15 protein-coding genes, 1 tRNA gene and 1 rRNA gene are annotated in these 26,202 nt (G+C 70.9%); 13 read left to right on the forward strand and 4 right to left on the reverse strand.

The window, feature by feature from the left end:
* From rrf to ACFZDE_RS32870, 3 genes are all read left to right on the forward strand, one after another.
* Positions 1 to 97, forward strand: a 5S ribosomal RNA gene (gene rrf / locus ACFZDE_RS32860); the annotation flags it as partial.
* 114 nt (positions 98 to 211) lie between these two features.
* Positions 212 to 874 carry a DegT/DnrJ/EryC1/StrS family aminotransferase gene (locus ACFZDE_RS32865; RefSeq protein WP_391206642.1) on the forward strand — a complete coding sequence of 221 codons (663 nt, stop codon included), beginning with the start codon at positions 212 to 214 and terminating at the stop codon, positions 872 to 874.
* Positions 875 to 950: 76 nt separating this feature from the next.
* Positions 951 to 1,023 (forward strand) — tRNA-Thr (locus tag ACFZDE_RS32870).
* 60 nt (positions 1,024 to 1,083) lie between these two features.
* Here the strand turns inward: ACFZDE_RS32870 and ACFZDE_RS32875 are convergent.
* A complete protein-coding gene (locus tag ACFZDE_RS32875) occupies positions 1,084 to 3,837 on the reverse strand; it encodes a SpoIIE family protein phosphatase (protein ID WP_391206207.1) in 2,754 nt (917 codons plus the stop codon).
* Between the two features lie 378 nt (positions 3,838 to 4,215).
* Between ACFZDE_RS32875 and ACFZDE_RS32880 the strand changes: the two genes are divergently transcribed.
* From ACFZDE_RS32880 to ACFZDE_RS32925, 10 genes are all read left to right on the forward strand, one after another.
* Positions 4,216 to 9,687 carry a HAMP domain-containing protein gene (locus ACFZDE_RS32880; RefSeq protein WP_391206211.1) on the forward strand — a complete coding sequence of 1,824 codons (5,472 nt, stop codon included), beginning with the start codon at positions 4,216 to 4,218 and terminating at the stop codon, positions 9,685 to 9,687.
* A gap of 307 nt (positions 9,688 to 9,994) precedes the next feature.
* Entirely contained in the window at positions 9,995 to 10,675 is a 681-nt protein-coding gene (locus ACFZDE_RS32885) for a two-component system response regulator (protein WP_030853408.1), read from the forward strand.
* Positions 10,676 to 10,802: 127 nt separating this feature from the next.
* Entirely contained in the window at positions 10,803 to 13,556 is a 2,754-nt protein-coding gene (locus tag ACFZDE_RS32890; RefSeq protein ID WP_391206214.1) for a DNA translocase FtsK, read from the forward strand.
* A gap of 262 nt (positions 13,557 to 13,818) precedes the next feature.
* On the forward strand, positions 13,819 to 14,664 hold the full coding sequence (locus tag ACFZDE_RS32895; protein ID WP_390994913.1) for a RodZ domain-containing protein: 846 nt from the start codon (positions 13,819 to 13,821) through the stop codon (positions 14,662 to 14,664).
* 93 nt (positions 14,665 to 14,757) lie between these two features.
* Positions 14,758 to 16,257 carry a 30S ribosomal protein S12 methylthiotransferase RimO gene (gene rimO / locus ACFZDE_RS32900; protein WP_391206217.1) on the forward strand — a complete coding sequence of 500 codons (1,500 nt, stop codon included), beginning with the start codon at positions 14,758 to 14,760 and terminating at the stop codon, positions 16,255 to 16,257.
* Positions 16,254 to 17,123 (forward strand): CDP-diacylglycerol--glycerol-3-phosphate 3-phosphatidyltransferase, encoded by an 870-nt coding sequence (gene pgsA, locus ACFZDE_RS32905; RefSeq protein WP_390994909.1) that lies wholly within the window; start codon positions 16,254 to 16,256, stop codon positions 17,121 to 17,123. Before rimO ends, pgsA begins: the two co-directional genes overlap by 4 nt.
* A complete protein-coding gene (locus ACFZDE_RS32910; RefSeq protein ID WP_390994906.1) occupies positions 17,120 to 17,665 on the forward strand; it encodes a nicotinamide-nucleotide amidohydrolase family protein in 546 nt (181 codons plus the stop codon). The genes pgsA and ACFZDE_RS32910 overlap by 4 nt, the downstream gene beginning before the upstream one ends.
* Positions 17,666 to 17,774: 109 nt before the next feature.
* Complete coding sequence (locus ACFZDE_RS32915) at positions 17,775 to 18,155, forward strand: helix-turn-helix domain-containing protein (RefSeq protein ID WP_185013744.1); 381 nt, start codon at positions 17,775 to 17,777, stop codon at positions 18,153 to 18,155.
* 215 nt (positions 18,156 to 18,370) lie between these two features.
* A complete protein-coding gene (locus ACFZDE_RS32920) occupies positions 18,371 to 18,841 on the forward strand; it encodes a ferritin-like domain-containing protein (RefSeq protein WP_390994903.1) in 471 nt (156 codons plus the stop codon).
* 124 nt (positions 18,842 to 18,965) lie between these two features.
* The gene (locus tag ACFZDE_RS32925) at positions 18,966 to 19,271 is read left to right on the forward strand and encodes a hypothetical protein (protein WP_391206220.1); all 306 of its coding nucleotides are present in this window, start codon (positions 18,966 to 18,968) and stop codon (positions 19,269 to 19,271) included.
* On the opposite strand, the gene ACFZDE_RS32930 is transcribed toward ACFZDE_RS32925, so the two are convergent.
* From ACFZDE_RS32930 to ACFZDE_RS32940, 3 genes are all read right to left on the reverse strand, one after another.
* A complete protein-coding gene (locus ACFZDE_RS32930) occupies positions 19,234 to 19,998 on the reverse strand; it encodes an SDR family oxidoreductase (protein ID WP_391206223.1) in 765 nt (254 codons plus the stop codon). The two genes, ACFZDE_RS32925 and ACFZDE_RS32930, sit on opposite strands and share 38 nt — an antisense overlap.
* A gap of 185 nt (positions 19,999 to 20,183) precedes the next feature.
* Positions 20,184 to 21,005, reverse strand: a complete 822-nt coding sequence (locus tag ACFZDE_RS32935; protein ID WP_391206227.1) for a DNA-formamidopyrimidine glycosylase family protein — start codon at positions 21,003 to 21,005, stop codon at positions 20,184 to 20,186.
* A gap of 148 nt (positions 21,006 to 21,153) precedes the next feature.
* Positions 21,154 to 26,133 carry an ATP-dependent helicase gene (locus tag ACFZDE_RS32940; RefSeq protein WP_391206231.1) on the reverse strand — a complete coding sequence of 1,660 codons (4,980 nt, stop codon included), beginning with the start codon at positions 26,131 to 26,133 and terminating at the stop codon, positions 21,154 to 21,156.
* Positions 26,134 to 26,202: the final 69 nt, after the last annotated feature.

A 26,202-nucleotide genomic window follows, 5' to 3' on the forward strand; every position in this document is an offset into this window, starting at 1 on the left:
GGAAACGCCCGGTTACATTCCGAACCCGGAAGCTAAGCCTTACAGCGCCGATGGTACTGCAGGGGGGACCCTGTGGGAGAGTAGGACGCCGCCGAGCAATCATTGAAAGGGTTGGACCCGAAACTTCGGTTTCGGGTCCAACCCTTTTTTGTTGTGCGTCACTTGACGTTAACGTTGCGCACCGAGCATCCACGGTATGAGTACTGCTGCAATGCTCAGGGCCGCCGGTGTGGGACTCGGTGACGAGGTCGTCGTGCCGGCCTTCGGGAACGTCGAGGTCGCCGAGGCCGTGGCCATGGCCGGGGCGCTGCCGGTGTTCGCCGACATCGACCCCGCCACCTACTGCCTCGATCCCGCTGCCGTGGAAGCTGCGGTCACCTCGCGGACGGCGGCCGTCGTCGTCGTGCACCGCTTCGGTCGGCTCGCCGATCTCGGGCGGCTGCATGCCGTGGGGCAGCGGCACGGACTGCTGGTGCTGGAGCAGGGGGAGTCCGAGGCGCCGTACGACGAGGTGGCCCAGCGGCGGGAACGCGCGGTCTATCTCGATATGAAGCTGCGGGGTGTGCGGACGCCGGACGACGGTGACGGGCACAGCTATCAGCAGTACGTCGTGCGGGTGCCGGGCAATGGGCGACCCGATCGGGATGCCTTCGCGCGGGCCGTGCGTGCCAAGGGAGTTGGGTGCCGGGTGCCGGTGAAGACTCCCGTGCACCGGCTGCCCGAATTCCGGCGGTGTGTTTCGCTTCCGGAGACCGAGCGCGCTTCCGACGAGACGCTCGCGCTGCCCGTGGACGCGTCGTTGACGAGGCGGGACATGCAGCGGATCGTGTCCGCCTGCAACGCCCTCGGAGGGCTTCTCCAGCCCGCCTTCTGACGCGGTTGGGAGCACGGGTCTGTTCGGGGTATGATCTATTCCGTTGCCGCGAGGGGAGACCTCGCAAAAGCAACAGGCCCCTATAGCTCAGTCGGTAGAGCGTCTCCATGGTAAGGAGAAGGTCAGCGGTTCGATTCCGCTTGGGGGCTCAGACCGAAAAGGCCCCACCCTCACGGGTGGGGCCTTTCGCGTTTCCCTGCCCTTTTCGCCTAGTCCTTGTGGAGACCCGGGACACGCATCGCCAGGATCGCCATGTCGTCCGACGGGGCGTCCGACGCGAAGCGTTCCACCGCGCGCATGATGCGGGCCGCGACCGCCCCGGCCGTCAGACCCGTGCAGGTCGTCAGGACATCGGCGAGGCCGTCGTCGCCCAGCATGCGGGCGCCCTCCCGGCGTTCGGTCACACCATCCGTGACGCACAGCAGGACATCGCCCGGGTCAAGGGTGACGGTCTGCTCGTACAGCTCCAGGTCCTCGATGACGCCGAGGAGCGGCTGGGGCTCCGCGGCCGGTTCGACCGAGCCGTCCTGACGCAGCCGAAGCGGGAGCGGATGGCCGGCGCAGACCACCTTCAGCTCGGCGCTGCCGTCCTCCTGGGGGCGCAGTTCGCCGTAGAGGAGCGTGAGGAAGCGGCTGCGGGCTCCCTCGTCGAGGATCGCGGAGTTCAGGCGCTCCAGGACGGCCGGTCCGCTCAGGCCCTCGCGGGCCAGGAGGCGCAGGGCGTGCCGGGCGAGGCCGGTGACGGCGGCGGCGTTCGGGCCCGTACCGCAGACGTCGCCGATGGCGAAGCCGTACGCGCCGTCGCTGATCGGGAAGACGTCGTAGAAGTCGCCGCCGACCTCGTTGCCCTCGCCGGCCGCGCGGTAGATGACGTCGACCTCCACGCCGTCGATCTCGGGGAGCCCCGGGGGCAGGAGGCTGCGCTGGAGGGACTGGCTGATCGCCGTGCGCTCCGAGTAGAGGCGGGCGTTGTCCAGGGCCAGGGCCGCTCGGCGGGAGAGGTCCTCGGCCAGTTCCAGGATCTCCTGGCGGAAGTGCTCGTCAGTGGGCTTGCCGAGGGTGAGCATGCCGATGACGCGGTTGCGGGCGACCAGGGGCAGGACGACCGTCTCGCCCCCGACGGCGGAGGCGGTGGCGAGAGTGGGGCCGATGCCGGGGGTGACCTGGCGGGTCGGGCTGCCGCTGAGGCCGAGACTGCGCATGGAACTGCGCAGGGCCGCCTGGTGGGCCACCTCGCCGGGGGCCGTCCAGACGCGGGCGCCGGGGGTGGGGACCGGGTCCGGCGGGGGAACCTTCGACAGCAGGGACTTGATGCCGTCGATGAGTTCCTCGTCCTCGTGCAGGACGTAGGAGAGGTAGGGCTCGGAAGCCTGGTCGGCGATCGTGTAGACGGCGCACCAGGTGGCGAGGGTCGGGACCGTCATCTGGGCCATCAGAGCCAGGGTCTGATCGCGGTCCAGGGTGCCGGCCAGAAGGTCGGAGGCCTCGACGAGGAAGCTGAGGGAGCCGCGGCGCAGGCGCTCCAGTTCGCCCAGGCGGGCCGATTCGACGGCGAGGGCGATGCGGTCGGCGGCGAACTGCAGGCGCAGGGCTTCTTCGTTGGAGTATCTGGCGGGGGACTCGGCGGCGACGCCGAGCGAGCCGGTGAGGCGGCCTTCCACCTTGAGGGGGACCGTGACGACGGAGCGCATGCCCGTGCCGTTCAGGAGCGGGACCGCGCCGGGGACGGCGGTGAGGTCGTCGTGGACGGCGGGCATGCGGGCCGAGCCGTAGCGGCCGGGGCCGGCCTCGACGGGGACGCGGGCGAAGCGCTGGCGGGCGGAGGGCAGGCCGGTGGAGGCGCGAACCTCCAGTTCCGTCTCGTCGTCGGTGGCCAGCAGGAGGAACGCCGAGTCGCCGTCGAGCATGTCGCGGGCGCGTTCGACCGTGCGCTGCAGGAGGCCGTCGAGGTCGTCCGGGGCGGGGGAGCCGATGAAGACCTCGAAGGGGTCGGTGCTCTGGCCCTCGGAGCCGGTCGAGGTGTCGGAGGCGGGCCCGCGCAGTGGCGTCTGCAGAACTGCCCGTTCGTGGTCCCGTACGAGGAGGCAGACGGTTGACGGCTCGCCGCCGGTGTCGCGAACGCGCAGGTGGGAGGCGTAGACGGGGGTGACGCGGCCGGTGGAGGTGCGGATGCCGTAGCTGCCCTCCCAGCGGGAGAGGCGCAGGGCCTCGGCGATGCCGGTGCTGGTGCCGGGGGTGTGCGGCCAGGCGGCGAGGTCGGTGAGGGGCTTGCCGGTGACCTGCTCGGCCGGGTAGCCGAAGAGTTCCTCGGCGTCCTCGTTCCAGGCGGTGATGTGGCCGGTGCGGTCGATCTGGACGACGGCCACGCGGACCCGGCCGTCGGCGAGGGGGAGGAGCTCGGAGGGCAGGGCCGGTCCGGCCGCGCGGGTGCCCACCGCGCGTGCGGGCAGCTCCAGTTGGAACCAGACGGTCTTGTGGGTGGGGGTGTACTCGACGCCCCAGCGGCCGGCGAGGGCCGCGCACAGCTGGAGGCCGCGACCGCCCTCGCGGTCGGGGCTGCCCATGTTGATGGCGGTGGCCTGAAGGGGGATCTCGCGTTCGGGGTAGCGGTCGGCCACCTCGATACGCGCGCCCTCGTCGCTGCGCAGGCACAGTACGTCGGCGGAGGTGCCGGCGTGGACGACGGCGTTGGTCACGAGTTCGCTGGTGAGAACGACGGCGTCGTCGACGATGTCGGCGAAGCCCCAGCCCTGGAGGGTGTCACGGACGAAGGAGCGGGCGCTCGCGACCGATCGGCCGACGGGCTCGAAACTGGCGGCCGCGCGCGCGGTGATCACAGAACTCCTCGACCGGTTCTCGACGTGCTGGGCTGCGGGGCCGGCCGGCTCGCGCCGCTGTTGCGGCAGGGCGTCCGTCGGCCGGGGGTCCGGGGGCTGTCCCCCAGGGATCAGTCCGGTGGTCATGTGTGCGGCCGCCCCTCCGATGCCCGCTCGTCTTCGTGCCACCGCCCAGGCCGGACGGACCGGCGCGGCTGGACAGCCGGATGCAAGGTTACTTACCTTCGCGGTCCGAGCGGATGCCGGTCTGCAGTGTTTCCGTCCGGAGGGTGTGCGGACGATGTGCGAAGCTGCCGAACTGTTATGGCCTGGTTCGGGCAGGGTGAAACACTGGGCAAGCTTCCTGTGAAGGTCCGGGCAGGCTGTGTGCCCGATGCCGACCTTGGGCAGCAGCCCCCTGGAGACGGCCTGGTATGCAGGGCAGAGAATACGCAGTAGTAACTGGTACGCCGAGCGTGGTACCCGAGCACAGCAGTGACGGTCGACCCCTGCGGGAGGGACACAGTGGAGTCTGGCGCAGCGACGCGCGGCAAGAAGGCGCGCGCGAAAGGCGGACAGTCCCCGATCAACCAGGGCAAGGTGCGTAGCGGCACGACCGAGGTGGACACGGCGGCCCTGAACCGGCTGATGGCGGCCCTGGTGTCGATGCGGGACGGGAATTTCCGCAAGCGGCTGACGGTGTCCGGTGACGGCGTGATGGCCGAGATCGCGGCGGTCTTCAACGAGGTGGCCGACCGCAATCTGCATCTGACGGGTGAGCTGTCGCGGGTGCGGCGGATGGTGGGCCGTGAGGGCAAGCTCACCGAGCGTCTCGAGACGGGTGCCTGTGAAGGCTCCTGGGCGACGGCGATCGACAACTCGAACGCCCTGGTGGACGACCTGGTGCGGCCGGTTTCCGAGGTCGGCCGGGTGCTGTCCGCGGTGGCGGAGGGTGATCTGTCGCCGCGGATGGAGCTGCGGACGCAGGTGGCGGACGGGAACAGTCAGCCGCTGCGGGGTGAGTTCCTGAAGGTCGGGCGGACGGTCAACAACCTGGTCGATCAGCTGTCGACGTTCACCGACGAGGTCACGCGGGTGGCCAGTGAGGTGGGCACCGAGGGCAAGCTGGGCGGGCAGGCCCGGGTGCGGGGCATGTCGGGTTCGTGGCGTGATCTGACGGACTCCGTCAACACGATGGCGTACCGGCTGACCGCCCAGGTGAGGGACATCGCGCTGGTGACGACGGCGGTCGCCAAGGGTGACCTGTCGCGCAAGGTCACGGTGCAGGTGGCCGGCGAGATGCTGGAGCTGAAGAACACCGTCAACACGATGGTGGACCAGCTGTCCGCGTTCTCCTCGGAGGTGACCCGGGTGGCCCGTGAGGTGGGCACCGAGGGCGCGCTGGGCGGTCAGGCGCAGGTTCCCGGGGTCGACGGTGTGTGGAAGGAACTCACCGATTCGGTGAACACCATGGCCGGTAACCTCACGGCCCAGGTGCGCGGGATCGCGGAGGTGACGACCGCGGTCGCCAACGGTGATCTGTCACGGAAGGTGACCGTCCCGGCGCGTGGCGAGGTCGCGCAGCTCGCCGAGACGATCAACCAGATGACCGAGACGCTGCGGATCTTCGCGGACGAGGTCACGCGGGTGGCCAACGAGGTCGGGGCCGAGGGGCGTCTTGGCGGTCAGGCGAACGTGCCGGGCGCCGCGGGGACGTGGAAGGACCTCACCGATTCGGTGAACACGGTCTTCCGGAACCTGACCACTCAGGTGCGGGACATCGCCGCGGTGACGACGGCGGTGGCCAATGGCGATCTGTCGCAGAAGGTCACGGTCGACGTGGCCGGCGAGATGCTGGAGCTGAAGAACACCGTCAACACGATGGTCGACCAGCTGTCCGCCTTCGGTGCCGAAGTGACGCGTGTGGCGCGGGAGATCGGTGTCGAGGGTGAGCTGGGCGGTCAGGCGCAGGTGCCGGGCGCGGCGGGCACGTGGAAGGACCTGACGGACTCCGTCAACACGGCGTTCCGGAACCTCACCGGACAGGTGAGGAACATCGCCCAGGTGACGACGGCGGTGGCCAACGGCGACCTCTCGCAGAAGGTCACCGTCGACGTCTCCGGTGAGATGCTCAAGCTGAAGAACACCGTGAACACGATGGTGGACCAGCTGTCGAGCTTCGCCGACCAGGTGACGCGGATGGCCCGGGACGTGGGCACGGAGGGCCGGCTGGGCGGGCAGGCCCGGGTGGACGGTGTCTCGGGCACCTGGAAGGAGCTCACCGACTCCGTCAACTCGATGGCCGGGAACCTCACTTCCCAGGTGCGCAACATCGCGCAGGTGACGACGGCGGTGGCCCGGGGTGACCTGTCGCAGAAGATCGACGTGGACGCGCGCGGCGAGATCCTGGAGCTGAAGAACACCATCAACACGATGGTCGACCAGCTCTCGGCCTTCGCCGACCAGGTGACCCGGGTCGCGCGCGAGGTGGGCACGGACGGCCGGCTGGGCGGTCAGGCGCAGGTGCCGGGTGTGGCCGGTGTGTGGCGTGACCTGACGGACTCCGTGAACGGCATGGCGTCCAACCTGACCGGCCAGGTGCGCAACATCGCCCAGGTGGCCACGGCGGTGGCCCGGGGTGACCTGTCCCAGAAGATCACCGTGGACGCGCGCGGGGAGATCCTGGAGCTGAAGAACACCCTGAACACGATGGTGGACCAGCTGTCGTCGTTCGCCGAAGAGGTCACGCGGGTGGCCCGCGAGGTGGGTACGGAAGGCATCCTGGGCGGCCAGGCCGAGGTGCAGGGCGTCTCCGGCACCTGGAAGGACCTCACCCAGTCCGTGAACGGCATGGCCAACAACCTGACCATCCAGGTGCGCAACATCGCCGAGGTCACGACGGCGGTGGCCCGGGGTGATCTGTCGAAGAAGATCACGGTCGACGCCAAGGGCGAGATCCTCGAACTGGTCACGACGGTCAACACGATGGTGGACCAGCTGTCGTCCTTCGCCGAGCAGGTGACCCGGGTGGCCCGTGAGGTGGGCACCGAGGGCATCCTGGGCGGCCAGGCGCACGTGCCGGGTGTCACGGGCATCTGGAAGGACCTGAGCGACAACGTCAACCTGATGGCGAAGAACCTCACCACCCAGGTGCGGAACATCTCCCAGGTCTCGGCGGCGGTCGCCAACGGTGATCTGACGCGCCAGGTCACGATCGAGGCGCGCGGTGAGGTCGCGCAGCTCGCCGACACCATCAACACGATGGTGAAGACGCTGAGTTCGTTCGCCGAGCAGGTCACCAAGGTGGCCCGTGAGGTGGGCACGGACGGCATCCTCGGCGGTCAGGCGCATGTGCCCGGTGTGGCCGGCACGTGGAAGGACCTCACCGAGTCCGTGAACCAGATGGCGTCCAACCTGACCGGCCAGGTGCGCAACATCGCCATGGTGACCACGGCCATCGCCAAGGGTGATCTGACGAAGAAGATCGACATCGATGCGCGCGGCGAGATCCTGGAGCTGAAGACGACCATCAACACGATGGTCGACCAGCTGTCGTCCTTCGCGGAGGAGGTCACCCGGGTCGCCCGCGAGGTGGGTACCGAAGGGCAGCTCGGCGGCCAGGCACGCGTGCGTGACGTGGACGGCACCTGGCGGGACCTGACCGAGTCGGTGAACGAGATGGCCGGGAACCTCACCCGGCAGGTGCGGGCCATCGCGCGCGTGGCGACCGCGGTGACGCGTGGCGATCTCAACCTGAAGATCGACGTGGACGCGTCCGGGGAGATCCAGGAACTCCAGGACTACATCAACAAGATGATCGCCAATCTGCGCGACACCACGATCGCCAACAAGGAGCAGGACTGGCTCAAGGGCAACCTGGCCCGGATCTCGGCGCTGATGCAGGGCCGCCGCGACCTGGAGGACGTGGCGTCGCTGATCATGAGCGAGCTGACTCCGGTCGTCTCCGCGCAGCACGGTGCGTTCTTCGTGGCGATGCCGCTCGTCGACGGCGAGGACATGAGTGCCACGGACGAGGACCAGTACGAGCTGCGGATGCTCGGCAGTTACGGCTACTCGATGGGCTCCATGCCGACGTCGTTCCAGCCGGGTGAGGCGCTGGTCGGGACGGCTGCCGAGGAGAAGCGCACGATCCTGGTGGAGAACGCGCCGAGCGGCTATCTGAAGATCTCCTCGGGGCTGGGCGAGGCGCCGCCCGCGCAGGTGATCGTGCTGCCGGTGCTGTTCGAGGGCAGTGTCCTCGGTGTCATCGAGCTGGCGTCGTTCACGCCGTTCACGCAGATCCAGAAGGACTTCCTGAACCAGATCGCCGAGATGATCGCGACGAGCGTCAACACCATCTCGGTCAACACCAAGACCGAGCTGCTGCTGGCGCAGTCGCAGGAGCTGACCGAGCAGCTTCGGGAGCGCTCGGCGGAGTTGGAGCAGCGGCAGAAGGCCCTCCAGGCGTCCAACGCCGAACTGGAGGAGAAGGCCGAGCTGCTGGCCCAGCAGAACCGCGACATCGAGGTGAAGAACACCGAGATCGAGGAGGCGCGGCAGGTCCTGGAGGAGCGCGCCGAGCAGCTCGCGGTGTCGATGCGCTACAAGAGCGAGTTCCTGGCGAACATGTCGCACGAGTTGCGTACGCCGCTCAACTCGCTGCTGATCCTGGCCAAGCTGCTCGCCGACAACGCCGAGGGGAACCTCTCCCCGAAGCAGGTCGAGTTCGCCGAGACGATCCATGGGGCCGGGTCGGACCTGCTCCAGCTCATCAACGACATCCTGGACCTGTCGAAGGTCGAGGCGGGCAAGATGGACGTCTCCCCGACGCGGATCGCGCTGGTCCAGCTCGTGGACTACGTGGAGGCCACCTTCCGGCCGCTGACCGCGGAGAAGGGCCTGGACTTGTCGGTGCGGGTCTCGCCGGAGCTGCCCGCGACGCTGCACACCGACGAGCAGCGGCTGCTGCAGGTGCTGCGCAACCTGCTGTCGAACGCGGTGAAGTTCACCGACTCGGGTTCGGTGGAGCTGGTCATCAGGCCGGCGCGGGACGATGTTCCGCAGAAGATCCGGGAGCAGTTGCTGGAGACCGGGTCGCTGACCGATCCGGACGCCGAGCTGATCGCGTTCTCCGTGACCGACACGGGCATCGGCATCGCGTCCAGCAAGATGCGGGTGATCTTCGAGGCGTTCAAGCAGGCCGACGGCACCACCAGCCGCAAGTACGGCGGTACGGGCCTCGGACTGTCCATCTCGCGGGAGATCGCGCAGCTCCTCGGCGGTGAGATCTTCGCGCAGAGTGAACCCAGCCGTGGCTCGACGTTCACGCTGTACCTGCCGCTGCACCCGAGTGAACTGCCGCCGCAGGGCTACCAGCAGCAGCTGCCGAGCCTGGAGGCGGGGGACCTGGTGGCGTCGGCGTCCGAGGCGTCCGCGCTGTCGGACGCGGAGGTCGAGACGCCGGCCGAGGTGACCTCGTACCGCGAGACGCAGAACGGGCCCGCCGCCCTGTTCCGGCGGCGCCGCAGGATGCCCGAGCTGCCGCCGCCCCCCGCGCAGCTGGAGCAGTGGACCCCGGCCGAGCAGCAGCCGGCGCCGCGGCCGGCCCGCGGCATCCGGTTCGGTGGCCAGAAGGTCCTGATCGTGGACGACGACATCCGTAACGTCTTCGCCCTGACCAGCGTCCTGGAGCAGCACGGCCTGTCCGTGCTGTACGCCGAGAACGGCCGTGAGGGGATCGAGGTCCTGGAGCAGCACGACGACGTGGCGGTCGTGCTGATGGACATCATGATGCCCGAGATGGACGGGTACGCGACGACCACGGCGATCCGCAGGATGCCGCAGTTCGCCGGGCTGCCGATCATCGCGCTGACGGCGAAGGCGATGAAGGGCGACCGCGAGAAGGCGATCGAATCGGGCGCTTCCGACTATGTGACCAAGCCGGTCGACCCCGATCACCTGCTGACGGTGATGGATCAGTGGATGCGAGGGGAATGAGGGGAACGTTGGCCAGTTGCGCGACCATGACGGGAAGGTTCGGTGTTCACGCGCAGTTGCCGACTCGGTGTGCGCATAGTCGTGTAGAAGTACAAGATCTGGGGAACCTTCTGGTCTCCTGCTGCGTTTCTGCTACGTGCACAGTGACATCGCGGTGACAGGGTGTGGCGACGGGCAGGGTGCGGCTACGATGACCGGCACAAGGACGGGCGGCGCAAGGGAGTCGTCCCCTGGGGTGGCACCCACCGGTGCTTCCACAGGTCCTGCGGACAGGGGAGGCCCCACGCCGGGGCGAGGAGGGCGGGCCATGGTGCAGAAGGCCAAGATCCTCCTGGTCGATGACCGGCCGGAGAATCTGCTGGCGCTGGAGGCGATCCTCTCCGCGCTCGATCAGACGCTGGTGCGGGCATCGTCCGGGGAGGAAGCGCTCAAAGCGCTGCTCACGGACGACTTCGCGGTCATCCTGCTGGATGTGCAGATGCCGGGCATGGACGGCTTCGAGACGGCCGCGCACATCAAGCGCCGCGAGCGGACCCGGGACATCCCGATCATCTTCCTCACGGCGATCAACCACGGCCCGCACCACACCTTCCGGGGATACGCGGCGGGCGCGGTCGACTACATCTCCAAGCCGTTCGACCCGTGGGTGCTGCGCGCGAAGGTCTCGGTCTTCGTCGAGCTGTACATGAAGAACTGCCAGCTGAGGGAGCAGGCGTCGCTGCTGCGGCTCCAGTTGGAGGGCAACGGCAAGGACGCGGGCGGCGAGGCCAAGGAGTCGGCCGGGCTGCTCGCGGAGCTGTCCGCGCGGCTCGCGGCCGTCGAGGAGCAGGCCGAAGCGCTGACCAAGCAGCTCAACGACGAGTCGACGGACGCCGCCGCGGTGGCCACGGCGGCTCATCTGGAGCGCAAGCTGACGGGGTTGCGGCGGGCGCTGGACGCGCTGGAGCCGGGCACCGGGAGCACGTCCTCGGTGTCCTCGCAGAACTGACCCCCGCACAGGCGGGGTTGCCCGTCCATGAGCGCGCGTCAGTTTCGTGCCTCTCCCGAAGCGACACGAACGGGTGAAGCCGTGCACACGCGTGTCCCCTGTCGCCTCCACCGGTAACCTCACACCCATGGCCTCACGTCCCTCCGCAGCCAAGAAGCCACCGCCCTCCAAGAAGGCGGCCGCGAAGGCTCCGGCGAAGAAGGCCGCCGCCAAGAAGGCTCCCGCGAAGAAGGCGCCCGCCCGGAAGGCCGCGGCCAAAAAGGTCGCGCCCAAACCGGCCCCCAGCCCCACCGGTGGCATCTACCGGCTGGTGCGCGCCGTGTGGCTCGGCGTGGCGCACGCGGTCGGCGCCGTGTTCCGCGGCATAGGGCAGGGCGCCAAGAACCTCGACCCGGCCCACCGCAAGGACGGTGTCGCCCTGCTGCTGCTCGGCATCGCACTGATCGTCGCCGCGGGCACCTGGGCCGACCTCAAGGGGCCCGTGGGCGACCTCGTCGAGATCCTGGTGACCGGCGCCTTCGGCCGGCTCGACCTGCTCGTGCCGATACTGCTCGCCGTCATCGCCGTGCGGTTCATCCGCCACCCGGAGAAGCCCGAGGCCAACGGACGCATCGTCATCGGCCTGTCCGCGCTCGTCATCGGCGTGCTCGGCCAGGTCCACATCGCGTGCGGCTCACCCGCGCGCGGCGACGGCATGCAGGCCATAAGGGACGCCGGTGGCCTCATCGGCTGGGCCATGGCCACGCCGCTGTCGTACACCATGGGCGACGTGCTGGCCGTGCCGCTGCTGGTGCTGCTGACGGTCTTCGGGTTGCTCGTCGTCACGGCCACGCCGGTCAACGCCATCCCGCAGCGGCTGCGGCAGCTCGGGGTGCGGCTGGGGATCCTGCGCGACCCGGCCGAGGACGAGTTCGGTTTCGCCGAGGACGACGAGCGCTACGAGGAGCAGTGGCGCGAGGCGCTGCCCGCGCGCCCGCGCGGCAGGCGCACGCCGGCGCCCGAGGCGTACGACCCGGACCGTGCCGAGGAGGAGGCGCTCACCCGGCGCCGTGGCCGCCCTCGCCGCTCGGCGGTGCCGCAGCCCGACATGGACCGGCGCAGGGACGCCGTGGACGTCGCCGCGGCGGCGGCCGCCGCCCTCGACGGTGCCGTGCTGCACGGCATGCCGCCCTCCCCGATCGTCGCCGACCTCACCCAGGGCGTACGGGTGGGGGACCAGGAGGTGACCACACCGACGCCCGTCCCGTCGGCCCGGCCGCAGCAGGACAAACTCAAGCAGGACCGGCCCGAGCAGGACGTGCCCGAGGCGCCCAAGCCGAAGCCCGGGGTCCGCGACCTCACCAAGTCCCCGCCCGCCGAGCCCCGCGACCTCCCCCCGCGCGCGGAGCAGCTCCAGCTGTCGGGCGACATCACGTACTCCCTGCCCTCGCTCGACCTGCTGGAGCGCGGCGGCCCGGGCAAGGCCCGCAGCGCCGCCAACGACCTCATCGTCGAGTCGCTGACGACGGTCTTCACCGAGTTCAAGGTGGACGCCGGTGTCACCGGCTTCACCCGCGGGCCGACGGTCACGCGTTACGAGGTCGAGCTCGGCCCCGCCGTGAAGGTCGAGCGGATCACCGCGCTGACCAAGAACATCGCCTACGCCGTCGCCAGCCCGGACGTGCGGATCATCAGCCCGATCCCCGGCAAGTCCGCGGTCGGCATCGAGATCCCCAACACCGACCGGGAGATGGTCAACCTCGGCGACGTCCTGCGTCTCGCCGAGTCCGCCGAGGACGACGACCCGATGCTGGTCGCCTTCGGCAAGGACGTCGAGGGCGGCTACGTCATGCACTCGCTGGCGAAGATGCCGCACATGCTGGTCGCCGGCGCCACCGGCTCCGGAAAGTCGTCCTGCATCAACTGCCTGATCACCTCGGTCATGATGCGGGCGACCCCCGAGGACGTACGGATGATCCTGGTCGACCCCAAGCGGGTCGAGCTGACCGCCTACGAGGGCATCCCGCATCTGATCACGCCGATCATCACCAACCCCAAGCGGGCCGCCGAGGCGCTCCAGTGGGTCGTCCGCGAGATGGACCTGCGCTACGACGACCTGGCCGCCTACGGCTACCGGCACATCGACGACTTCAACAAGGCCGTGCGCGAGGGCAAGGTCAAGCCGCCCGAGGGCAGCGAGCGCGAGCTCCAGCCCTACCCCTACCTGCTGGTCATCGTCGACGAGCTCGCCGACCTGATGATGGTCGCGCCCCGGGACGTCGAGGACGCGATCGTGCGCATCACACAGCTCGCGCGCGCGGCCGGCATCCATCTGGTGCTCGCCACGCAGCGGCCTTCGGTGGACGTCGTCACCGGTCTGATCAAGGCGAACGTCCCGTCGCGGCTGGCCTTCGCCACGTCCTCGCTGGCCGACTCGCGGGTCATCCTCGACCAGCCCGGCGCCGAGAAGCTCATCGGCAAGGGCGACGGGCTGTTCCTGCCCATGGGGGCCAACAAGCCCACCCGTATGCAGGGCGCCTTCGTCACCGAGGAGGAGATCGCGGGCGTCGTCCGGCACTGCAAGGACCAGATGACGCCGGTCTTCCGGGACGACGTCGTGGTGGGCACCAAGCAGAAGAAGGAGATCGACGAGGACATCGGCGACGACCTCGACCTGCTGTGCCAGGCGGCGGAACTGGTCGTCTCCACGCAGTTCGGGTCCACGTCCATGCTCCAGCGCAAGCTGCGCGTCGGCTTCGCCAAGGCCGGCCGGCTGATGGACCTGATGGAGTCGCGGAACATCGTCGGGCCGAGCGAGGGTTCGAAGGCTCGTGACGTTCTTGTGAAGCCTGATGAGCTGGATGGCGTGCTCGCCCTGATCCGGGGGGAGTCTGAAGGGTAGGGAAGCGGGCACGGTGATCGTCTCGCGGAGTGTTACGGCAAACGAGTGTCCGGATCGTGACTCACCCGTAAGGGATCGTCGAGCAACCGTTTCCCTTCGGCGTACGTCAAGTTGAGCGAAGCGACAACCAGCGACCCCACCATCGGAATGTCGGGCCATTCCGATGGCGTACAAAGTGACACCGCCCGGTTGCCCCACCCTTTTGGTACCCCCCTAGACTGAACTTCCAGCACAGGCGGCTACACGCTCGAAAGGCGCCCCCGTGTCCATCGGCAACTCCCCTGAAGACGAGCGTCCGTTCGAAAACGAGCACGTCGAAGCAGACCGCGAGGAAGCCCGCCCCTCCATCGGCCGTGCCCTGCAGCAGGCTCGTATCGCCGCCGGGCTGACCGTCGACGACGTCAGTAGCGCCACCCGGGTCCGCATGAACATCGTGCACGCCATCGAGGCGGACGACTTCTCCCCCTGCGGTGGGGACGTCTACGCCCGAGGGCACATCCGGACCCTGGCCAAGGCCGTCCACCTCGACCCCGAGCCGCTGCTCGCCCAGTACGGCGACGAGCACGGCGGCCGTCCGGCGCCCACACCGGCGGCTCCCCTCTTCGAAGCGGAACGCATCCGTCCCGAGCGGCGTGGCCCCAACTGGACCGCGGCCATGGTCGCCGCCATCGTCGCCGTGATCGGGTTCGTCGGCTTCACGATGTTCCAGGGCGACGACAGCGGCAGCGAGGCGAACGTGGCCGACGGCTCCACGCCCAGCGACTCCGCCTCCCCGACCACCAAGACCAAGAAGCCGGCCGACCCCAAGCCCGAGCCGTCCGACAGTGCCATCGCGGCCGCCCCGCAGGACAAGGTGACGGTCCGGGTGGCCGCCGCCGACGGCCGGAGCTGGATCGCCGCCAAGGACCACAACGGCCGGATGATCTTCGACGGCGTCCTCAAGCAGGGCGACACCAAGACCTTCCAGGACAGCTCGAAGGTCCACCTCGTCCTCGGCGACGCCGGTGCGATCGACCTCTTCGTCAACGGCAAGAAGATCGAGGAGAACTTCCAGCCGGGTGCCGTCGAACGCCTGACGTACACGAAGGGCGACCCGGAAGCCGGGTGATCAGCCCGAAAAGTCCAGTTGATACGGGGTTGGCCGGGAAACGGCCAACCCCGTCGACGTGGGGTGTCAGCGGGACGAAGTAGTCTTGAGCCCATGCCTGAACGCCGTACCGTCGCACTCGTCACCCTTGGCTGCGCCCGTAACGAGGTGGACTCGGAGGAGCTCGCAGGCCGTTTGGAGGCGGACGGCTGGCAGCTCGTGGAGGACGCCGAGCAAGCGGACGTCGCCGTCGTGAACACCTGCGGCTTCGTCGAAGCCGCCAAGAAGGACTCCGTCGACGCCCTCCTGGAGGCCAACGACCTCAAGGGGCACGGCAGAACCCAGGCCGTCGTGGCGGTGGGCTGCATGGCCGAGCGGTACGGCAAGGAGCTGGCCGAAGCCCTCCCCGAGGCCGACGGCGTGCTCGGCTTCGACGACTACTCGGACATCTCGGACCGCCTCCAGACCATCCTCAACGGCGGCATCCACGCCTCGCACACCCCGCGCGACCGGCGCAAGCTGCTGCCGATCAGCCCGGCGGAGCGTCAGGAGTCGGCCGCCGACGTCGCGCTGCCCGGGCACGGCCCGGTCGAGCCCGCCGTCGCACCGGCGGACCTCCCGGAGGGCCTCGCTCCGGCCTCCGGCCCCCGCGCACCCCTGCGCCGCCGCCTGGACGGCTCCCCGGTCGCTTCCGTGAAGCTCGCCTCCGGCTGCGACCGCCGCTGCTCCTTCTGCGCCATCCCCTCCTTCCGCGGCTCCTTCATCTCCCGCCGCCCGAGCGACGTGCTGAACGAGACGCGCTGGCTGGCCGAGCAGGGCGTGAAGGAGATCATGCTGGTCTCCGAGAACAACACCTCCTACGGCAAGGACCTCGGCGACATCCGCCTGCTGGAGTCGCTGCTGCCCGAGCTCGCCGAGGTCGACGGCCTCGAGCGCGTGCGGGTCAGCTACCTCCAGCCGGCCGAGATGCGGCCCGGCCTCATCGACGTGCTCACCTCCACGCCGAAGATCGCGCCCTACTTCGACCTGTCCTTCCAGCACTCCGCTCCCGGCGTGCTGCGCGCGATGCGCCGCTTCGGCGACACCGACCGCTTCCTGGAGCTGCTCGACACCATCCGCAGCAAGGCGCCCGAGGCCGGTGTGCGCTCCAACTTCATCGTCGGCTTCCCCGGCGAGAGCGAGGCCGACCTCGCCGAGCTGGAGCGATTCCTGAACGGCGCGCGGCTGGACGCGATCGGCGTCTTCGGCTACTCCGACGAGGAGGGCACCGAGGCGGCCACCTACGACGCCAAGCTCGACGAGGACGTCGTCGCCGAGCGTCTGGCCCACATCTCGCGCCTGGCCGAGGAACTCGTCTCGCAGCGGGCCGAGGAGCGCGTCGGCCAGAGCGTGCGGGTCCTCGTCGAGTCCGTCGACGAGGAGGGCGTCTACGGCCGCGCGGAGCACCAGGCGCCCGAGACGGACGGCCAGGTGCTGCTCACGAGCGGCGCGGGGCTGCGGGTCGGCCGTATGGTCGAGGCGAAGGTGGTCGGCACGGAGGGTGTCGACCTGGTGGCCGAGCCGCTGGAGGGCTCGTTCGCTTCGCCTGCGTGGAGTGAGGAGGCGGGCAGATGACCGGTGTCCCGGCATCCGCGGCGGGAGGCGCCTCCGGCGCGCGGAGGGCGGCGGGTGCGGCCGCTGCCGCGCCCACCGCGGCTCCAGGTAAGGTCGCGGGCACGGCGGCCGCGCGGTCGGCCGAGGGCGGAGCGCGCGGGGCGGGGCCCGGCGCGCGGCCGGGCGAGTCCGAGTCGGCCGTGGCCGATGAGACCGTCCCCGGCGAGCACGCGGGACCGGACGCACCGGACGACGGACGGACCCCGCGGGGTGCGAAGATCGCCGCCGCGGCCGTCAACCAGGCCAGCGTCTGGAACATCGCCAACCTCCTGACCATGCTCCGGCTGGTCCTCGTACCGGCCTTCGTCGCACTGATGCTCGCCGACGGCGGCTACGACCCGGCCTGGCGCTCCCTGGCCTGGGCGGCCTTCGCCATCGCCATGATCACCGACCTGTTCGACGGGCATCTGGCGCGCACCTACAACCTGGTCACGGACTTCGGGAAGATCGCCGACCCCATCGCCGACAAGGCGATCATGGGGGCGGCGCTGATCTGTCTGTCCGCGCTCGGTGATCTGCCCTGGTGGGTGACCGGCGTCATCCTCGGCCGGGAACTCGGCGTCACCCTGCTGCGTTTCTGGGTCATCCGGTACGGCGTCATCCCCGCCAGCCGCGGGGGCAAGCTGAAGACCCTCACCCAGGGCGTGGCCGTGGGCATGTACGTGCTGGCGCTGACGGGGTGGCTGGCCACTCTGAGGTGGTGGGTGATGGCCGCGGCGGTCGTGCTGACCGTGGCGACCGGCCTCGACTATGTGAAACAGGCCATTGTGCTGCGCAGGCAGGGAATCGCCGAGCGCAAGGCCGCGTTGGAGGAGAAGGAAGCGTGAGTTCCACGGCCACCGACGTGGTGCGACTACTCACGGTGAAGGGCGAGACGCTCGCCGTCGCGGAGTCGCTGACCGGTGGCCTCGTTGCGGCGGAGATCACATCCGTCCCCGGGGCGTCCAAGGTCTTCCGGGGCTCCGTGACCGCCTACGCCACCGACCTGAAGCACGCCCTGCTCGATGTCGACGCCACTCTGCTGGCGGCGCGTGGAGCGGTGGATCCGCAGGTCGCGGCCGAGATGGCCGTGGGTGTGCGCAAGGCGCTCGGCACCGACTGGGGCATCGCGACCACCGGAGTCGCCGGCCCCGACCCACAGGACGGGCAGGCCGTCGGCACGGTCTTCGTCGCCGTGGACGGGCCCGTCGGCGCCGATTCCGGTTCTGCCGGCGGCGGAAAAGTGGAGGCTCTGCGGTTGAACGGCGACCGCGCGGAAATTCGTAGAGAGAGTGTACGGAGCGTACTCGCACTGCTCCTGAAGGAGCTTGCGGGCGAACAGACTGGGAATGAGCGGGCACAGGATACGGAACGGAACGGGGGGTTTTGATGTTTGCAGCCCTGAGTGAACACGACATCGCTCCCCGCACGGCCGCGGCGCAAGGCGGTACGGTGGGGCGTAATGGATGCGGCTACGCGGTCCGAGGAGGGAGCCACCGATGATTCTGCTCCGTCGCCTGCTGGGTGACGTGCTGCGTCGGCAGCGCCAGCGCCAGGGCCGTACTCTGCGCGAAGTCTCCTCGTCCGCCCGAGTCTCACTCGGCTATCTCTCCGAGGTGGAGCGGGGGCAGAAGGAGGCTTCCTCCGAGCTGCTCTCCGCCATCTGCGACGCGCTGGACGTACGGATGTCCGAGCTCATGCGGGAAGTGAGCGACGAGCTCGCCCTCGCCGAGCTGGCCCAGTCTGCTGCGGCCACCCCCAGCGAGCCTGTACCCGCGGCGGTTCGCCCGATGCTGGGCTCCGTCTCGGTGACTGGTGTGCCACCGGAACGGGTGACCATCAAGGCGCCCGCCGAAGCGGTGGACGTCGTCGCCGCGTGAGGCTCTGCGCTCGCACGGCATGACACCAGGCCCCGGCCGGGCCTCTCCGGGAGATCCGGAGGGGTGCCGCCCGGGGTTTTCGCTTCCCTGAGGGCCGACCAGGGCCGCCCCGTCCTTCCGCTCGCTCGCATGGTGCCCGATTTCTGTCCGTTTGCCGGTGCGGCGTGCGGCGGTCATCGTTGAGGGGATGGCGGGGGCAGTCCTCGGAGGTGCGGATGTACGTCGTGAAGAGCCCGTTGTCGGACGCGAACCTGAAGACCGTGTCCGAGGCACTGCAAGGTGCCCTCGTCGATCTGGTGGATCTCGCCCTGGTGGCGAAGCAGATCCACTGGAACGTGGTGGGGCCGCGCTTCCGTTCCGTGCACCTCCAGCTCGACGAGGTCGTCGACACCGCGCGCACGTACTCCGACACCGTGGCCGAGCGCGCCGCGGCTCTCGGGATCTCCCCTGACGGGCGAGCCGCCACCGTGGCCGTCGGCAGCGGGATCGGGGTGACCCCCGAAGGATGGGTCGACGACACCACCGCCGTGGGCACACTCGTCGAGGCTCTCGGCGCGGTGATCGCACGGATGCGGGAGCGGGTCGAGTCGACCGGGGAGCCGGATCCGGTGAGCCAGGACATCTTCATCGGTATCACCGCGGCCCTGGAGAAGCACCACTGGATGTTCCAGGCCGAGAACGGGTGACGGAGAAGGGCGCCGGCCCTGTCCCGGTCCAGGGCCCCGCAGCGGGTCACGGGCCGGGCGGGGGTGTCTCCACCGCTCGGCGCGAACGGCTGCGTTGCGCGGGAGTCGGCTGGAGGTGGCCGTCATGGCGGGGATAGCGCGCTGGGGGGTGCGTGGGGCCGCGCTCGGGCTGGGTGCGCTGTGGTGCTGGGCCGTGCTGCGAATGGTGGCCGCACCCGGGGCCGGGGCGCTGGAGGCCGCGGTCGCGGCCGGGGGCTGGGGGCTGAGTGTGCTGCCCGTGCACTGCGTGCCCAAGGGGCAGGCGCGCGGAGTCGTGGGGGCCGGGCGATGGCGGAGGGTCTGGACGGCCGGGGTGCGCGGGGGCCGGACGGCCGGGGCGCGCGGGGGCGCTGTCACCACGGCATCGCCACGCCCCCGTTCGGGCGGATGATCTGGCCCGTGGTGAAGGCCGAGGCGTCGGACGCCAGGTGCAGGACGGCATGCGCGATGTCCTCCGGCTCTCCCACACGGCCCAGGGGTGACCGGCGGGCCATGGCGGACTCCGTGTGCGCCTGGGCCTCGCTGTCGTGCCGGTCGGTCATGGGGGTGCGGATCCAGCCTGGGGCGACCGCGTTGACGCGGATGCCGTAGCGACCGACCTCCGTCGCGAGGGTCTTCGTCAGCTGGACCACCGCCGCCTTGGCCGCGCCGTAGCAGAGCAGTCCGGGGCTGCCCGTGTCGACGGCTCCCGAGGCCATGGTGACGATGCTGCCGGGGGTGCCGCGGGCGATCATCAGGCGGGCCGCCTCCTGGCACGCGTACAGGACCCCCTTGAAGTTGATGTTCAGCACCCGGTCGAGGTCCTCGTCCCGGGTCTCCAGCACCGGGCTGCTGTGCATGATCCCGGCGACCGCGGCCAGGGCGTCCAGGCGCCCACAGGTGCCGAGGGCCTGTCTCAGCCCGGCCCGGTCGGTGACGTCCAGGGTGTGGGTGCGGGCGGTGCCGCCGCCGTTCTTGATCAGGGTCGCCGTCTCGTGCAGGCCCTCGGCGTCACGGTCCGCGCAGTGCACCGTCGCGCCCGCCTCGGCGAGCAGCAGCGCCGAGGCGCGGCCGATGCCGCTGGCTGCGCCGGTGACGAACGCGGTGCGGCCGCTGAGGTCGTACGCCGTGAGGGGCATACGAGGAAAGTACGAGCGTTTCTGACGGGGCGTCAATTGGTGCGTCGTTGCCGGGTGGGCGCCATTTGGTGGGGCGGTGCCGGCACGGGGCGTCAACTCGTGCGGCGGTGCTGGGATGGGGCGTCATTCGGTGGGGCGGCGCCGGCAGGGGGCGTCAACTCCTGCGGCCGTGCCGGCACGGGGCGTTAACTGGTGCGGCGGCGCCGGGTCGGGGTGGGGGCGGGGCCGGGCTGGCAGGTGGGGCACCAGTAGGTCGGGCGTTCGCGGGAGCCGTCGCCCTGGTCGGCGACGCGGATCGAGGTGCGGCAGCGCAGACAGGGGCGCGGGGCGCGGCCGTAGACGAAGAGGTCCTGGCCGCGGCGGCCCGTGGTGCTGCGGATGGGGCGGTCGCGGTTGGCCTCCAGCAGCTTCTTGGCGAGCCACGGCAGCTTCGCGGCGCGGTCGGGGGGCAGGTCGCCGGCCGGGAGCCAGGGGGTGACGCCGAGGAGGAAGCAGATCTCGCTCTTGTAGACATTGCCGACACCGGCGAGGTTGCGCTGGTCGAGCAGGGCCTCGCCGAGCTCGCGGGCGGGGTCCTGGAGGACGTTGGCGAGGGCACGGTCGGGGTCCCAGTCCGGGCCCAGGAGATCGGGACCGAGGTGGCCGACCGCGCGGTGCTCGTCGCTCGTGCGCAGAAGTTCCAGGACGGGGAGACGGTAGCCGACGGCTGTGCGGTCGGGGTTGCCGAGGATCGCGCGGATCTGGTGGCCCGGGCCGCCGCTCCAGCGCTGGCCGTTTCCGTAGATCTTCCAGGAGCCGTCCATCCGCAGGTGGGAGTGGAGGGTCAGCCCGCCCTCGATACGGGTGAGGAGGTGCTTGCCGCGCGGGGTGACGTCCAGCACCGTGCGTCCCGTGAGATCGGCCGTGGCGAAGCGGGGCACCCTGAGGTCGCTGCGGGTCAGCACCTTGCCCGCGAGGGCGTCGTGCAACCGCCTCGCGGCCTGCCAGACCGTGTCACCTTCGGGCATGGGTCAAGGGTGGCACGGGTGGGGCGTGCCCGGGGTGGGGGCGGCTGTGGGCTGGATGGTCGCGCGTGAGGGGTCGTGGCGGGGGTGGTCGCGGCGGGGCGGCCGTGCGCCGGTGGTCGTGGCCCGGCAGGTCGTGCGCAGGTGGTCGTCATGCGCGTAGGCGGAGCCCTCTGGGGGTCGCGATGAAGCCCACTCCTTCCAGGAGGGTGCCGATGGGGGAGGTCAGGGCTTGTGCGCCGTTGACGCGCTCGACCGTGACCGTGCCGAGCGAACCCGCACGGGCGGCCGCTGCGAGGGCTTCGGCAGCACTGCCCAGACGGGCGTCGGTGCTGACCTCGCCGTCCGGGTCGGCCGGCCAGGCCAGCAGGGTCTTGCCGCCGCGCTCCATGTAGAGCGTCAGCTCACCGTCGACGAGCACCACCAGGGAGCCCGCTTTACGGCCCGGCTTGTGCCCGGCGCCGGTCGGCGGCTCGGGCCACGCCAAAGCGGCGCCGTAGGCGTTCGCCGGGTCGGCGGCGGCGAGGACGATGGCCCTGGACGCGCCGTCGGGGCGGATGCGGCGGCCCGCGAAGCCCTGGTCGTACGCCGCGCGCCCGCCGTTCTGCCACGGCGGGGCGGCCTGCGGGCGGTCGAGGGGCGAGACCCACTCGTCCCGGGACGGACCGGGGGTGGCGAAGGAGGCGTCCAGGTCGGGGGAGCCGTCGGGGCCGAAACCGGGGTCGCCGGTGTGGTCATGGGAGGGAGCGGAGTCGTCCGGGCCTGCGAAGCCGTGGGCCGAGTCCTCCGGGCCGGTGAGTTCGTGGGCCGAGTCCTCCCGGCCGGCGCGGTCGTGGGCGGGGAACGGGCCGGGTTCGGAGCCGGGAGGCGGGCCGGGCAGGTCCTGGCCCCGGTCGCGGGCGTTGGACACCGCGCGCAGCCGGTCCACCGCGCCGTCCATCGCGAACTGCGCGGCGCCGAGGCCCTCCACCACATAGCCCCGGCGGGCCTGGCCGCTCTCCTCGAACACCGACAGGACGCGATACGTCGCCGAGAAGCCGCCCTCGACGCCCTCCGCCGCGACCGCGCCTCTGGTGACGACGCCGTGTCGGTCGAGCAAGGTGCGGGCCAGGGCGTGGGCCCGCAGGGTGGGGTCCGGTTCGTGAGCCGGGAGCAGGGACCAGCGGCCCGCGACCGTCGGCGGACCGGAGCGGGACGCGCTGCGGGCGGCGGCGGTCAGGGAGCCGTAGCGGCCGCGCGGCATCGAGCGCTTGGCGCGGTGGGCCGTGGAGCCCGCGGTGCGGCCCGAGCCGAGCAGGGAGCGCAAGGGTGTCAGCGTGTCGTTGGTCAGACGGCCGGACCACGCCAGGTCCCAGAGGGCGTCGGCCAGTTGGGGATCGCCTGCCTCGGGGTGGGTGGTGGCGCGGACCTGGTCGGCGATCTGCCGGAAGAACAGGCCGTAGCCGCCGGAGAGGGTGTCCAGGACGGACTGGTGCAGGGCGGTCAGCTCCAGCGGGTGCGGGGGCGGCAGGAGCAGGGGGGCCGCGTCCGCCAGGTAGAGGGAGATCCAGCCGTCCTTGCCGGGGAGCGAGCCCGCCCCGGCCCAGACCACCTCTCCGGCCGTGGTCAGCTCGTCCAGCATGGCCGGGGTGTAGTTCGCGACGCGGGAGGGCAGCACCAGCTTCTCCAGGGCGGAGGCGGGTACGGACGCGCCCTGCACCTGCTCGATGGCGCGGACCAGGCCGTCGATGCCGCGCAGGGAGTGGCCCTTTCCGATGTGCTGCCACTGGGGGAGGAACTGGGCGAGCGCGGGCGGAGGGACCGGCTCCAGCTCATGGCGCAGGGCGGCCAGGGAGCGGCGGCGCAGTCTGCGCAGTACGGCGGCGTCGCACCACTCCTGGCCGATCCCGGCGGGGTGGAACTCGCCCTGGACGACTCGTCCCGCTGCCGAGAGCCGTTGGAGGGCGCCCTCGGTGACGGCCACGCCCAGGCCGAAACGGGCCGCTGCCGTGGCCGAGGTGAACGGTCCGTGGGTGCGGGCGTACCGCGCGAGGAGGTCGCCGAGCGGGTCCTTGACCGGCTCGGTGAAGGCTTCCGGGACGCCGACCGGCAATGCGGTGCCCAGGGCGTCGCGCAGGCGGCCCGCGTCCTCGATCGCCGCCCAGTGATCCCTGCCCGCGATCCGGACCCGGATGGCCCTGCGGGTGCCCGCCAGGTCCTGGGCCCACCGCGGTTCGGCGCCCCGCTCGGCCAGCTCCGCGTCGGTGAGCGGGCCGAGGATGCGCAGGAGGTCCGCGACACCCTCGGCGTCCTTGACGCGGCGGTCCTCGGTGCGCCACTGGAGCTCCTGCTCCAGCTCGGTCAGCACCTCCGCGTCGAGCAGCTCGCGCAGCTCCGCCTGGCCCAGCAGCTCGGCCAGCAGTCGCGAGTCCAGCGACAGGGCGGCGGCGCGGCGCTCGGCCAGCGGGGAGTCACCCTCGTACAGGAACTGGGCGACGTAGCCGAAGAGGAGGGAGCGCGCGAAGGGGGAGGGTTCGGGTGTGGTGACCTCGACCAGGCGGACCTTGCGCGACTCCAGGTCGCCCATCAGCTCGACGAGCCCCGGCACGTCGAAGACGTCCTGGAGGCACTCGCGGATCGCCTCCAGGACGATCGGGAACGAGCCGAACTCGCTGGCCACCTGCAGCAGCTGCGAGGCGCGCTGGCGCTGCTGCCACAGCGGGGTGCGACGGCCGGGATTGCGGCGCGGCAGCAACAGCGCGCGGGCGGCGCACTCGCGGAACCGGGAGGCGAACAAGGCGGAGCTGCCCACCTGGTCGGTGACGACCTGATCGACCTCGCCCTTGTCGAAGACGACGTCCGCCGCGCCGACCGGCGCCTGCTCCGCGTCGTACTCCCGGCCCATCTTCACCGGCTCCTGGTCCAGCAGGTCCAGGCCCATGAGGTCGGCGTCCGGCAGGCGCAGCACGATGCCGTCGTCGGCATGCATGACCTGCGCGTCCATGCCGTACCGCTCGGAGAGCTTGGCGCCGAGCGCGAGTGCCCAGGGGGCGTGCACCTGGGCGCCGAAGGGGGAGTGCACGACCACGCGCCAGTCGCCGAGCTCGTCACGGAAGCGCTCCACGACGATCGTCCGGTCGTCCGGGATGTGGCCGCAGGCCTCACGCTGCTCGTCCAGGTAGGAGAGCACGTTGTCCGCGGCCCACGCGTCCAGGCCGGCGGCGAGGAGCCGGAGGCGGGCGTCGTCCTTGGGCAGCGAGCCGACCTCGCGCAGGAACGCGCCCACCGCCCGGCCCAGTTCCAGCGGGCGGCCCAGCTGGTCGCCCTTCCAGAAGGGCAGCCTCCCCGGCACGCCCGGAGCCGGGGAGACCAGGACACGGTCGCGGGTGATGTCCTCGATGCGCCAGGAACTGGTGCCGAGCGTGAAGACATCGCCCACGCGGGACTCGTAGACCATCTCCTCGTCGAGCTCACCGACCCGGCCGCCGCCCTTCTTGGGGTCGGAGCCCGCGAGGAAGACGCCGAAGAGACCGCGGTCGGGGATCGTGCCCCCGGAGGTGACGGCGAGCCGCTGCGCGCCGGGGCGGCCGGTGATCTCCCCGGTGACCCGGTCCCACACCACGCGCGGGCGCAGCTCCGCGAACGCGTCCGACGGATAGCGGCCGGCCAGCATGTCGAGGACCGCCGTGAAGGCCGATTCGGGCAGCGACGCGAAGGGGGCGGCCCGGCGCACGGCGGCCAGGAGGTCGTCGAACTGCCACGAGTCCAGGGCCGTCATGGCGACCACCTGCTGGGCCAGGACGTCCAGGGGGTTGGCGGGGACCCTGAGGGACTCGATGGAACCGGTGCGCATGCGCTCGGTGACCACCGCGGCCTGCACCAGGTCACCGCGGTACTTCGGGAAGACCACACCGGTGGAGACCGCGCCCACCTGGTGCCCCGCCCGGCCCACCCGCTGCAGGCCCGAGGCGACGGAGGGCGGCGACTCGACCTGTACCACCAGGTCCACCGCGCCCATGTCGATGCCCAGCTCGAGACTGGACGTCGCGACCACCGCGGGCAGGCGCCCCGCCTTGAGGTCCTCCTCCACCAGGGACCGCTGCTCCTTGGACACCGACCCGTGGTGGGCGCGGGCGATGACCTGGGGGGCGCCTTGTGCCGCTCCCGAACCACCCATCAGCTCGGCGGGCGAGTGGTGCTCGTCGAGCGGCTCGCCGGTGGCCCGCTCGTACGCGATCTCGTTCAGGCGGTTGCAGAGGCGCTCCGCGAGGCGGCGGGAGTTCGCGAAGACGATCGTGGAGCGGTGGGACTGGACGAGGTCGGCGATCCGCTCCTCCACGTGGGGCCAGATGGACGGCCGCTCGGCGCCCTCCTGGCCGTCCGCCACCGGGGAGCCGCCCAGCTCGCCCAGGTCCTCGACCGGGACGACCACGGACAGGTCGAACTCCTTGCCCGACTCCGGCTGGACGATCTCCACCTTGCGGCGCGGCGAGAGGAACCGGGCCACCTCGTCCACCGGACGGACCGTCGCGGAGAGGCCGATGCGGCGGGCCGGCTTCGGCAGGAGGTCGTCCAGCCGCTCCAGGGAGAGCGCGAGATGGGCGCCGCGCTTGGTACCGGCGACCGCGTGCACCTCGTCGAGGATCACCGTGTCGATGCCGGTCAGGGCGTCACGGGTGGCCGAGGTCAGCATCAGGAACAGCGACTCGGGCGTCGTGATCAGGATGTCCGGCGGGCGGGTGGACAGTGCGCGGCGCTCGGCGGCCGGGGTGTCGCCGGAGCGGATGCCCACCTTGACCTCGGGCTCGGGCAGGCCGAGACGCACGGACTCCTGGCGGATGCCGGTCAGCGGGCTGCGCAGATTGCGCTCCACGTCCACCGCCAGCGCCTTCAGCGGGGAGACGTACAGGACGCGGCAGCGCTTCTTGGGGTCGGCCGGGGGAGGCGTCGAGGCCAGCTGATCCAGGGCGGCCAGGAAGGCCGCCAGGGTCTTTCCGGACCCGGTGGGGGCGACGACCAGCACGTCCGAGCCCTCGTGGATGGCCTGCCACGCACCGGCCTGGGCCGAGGTGGGCGCGGAGAAGGCACCCGTGAACCAGGCGCGGGTCGCGGGTGAGAAGCCGTCCAGGGCTCGGTGCGCTTTGCTGGGCATGCGTCCATCGTGCACCTCGCCACTGACAACGGGGCCGCGCAGCCCCGTGCCGCCGGGGGTGAGGCGGGT

Origin of the sequence: Streptomyces sp. NPDC007929 (assembly GCF_042959065.1) — a bacterium.
In the GTDB taxonomy this organism is placed as follows: domain Bacteria; phylum Actinomycetota; class Actinomycetes; order Streptomycetales; family Streptomycetaceae; genus Streptomyces.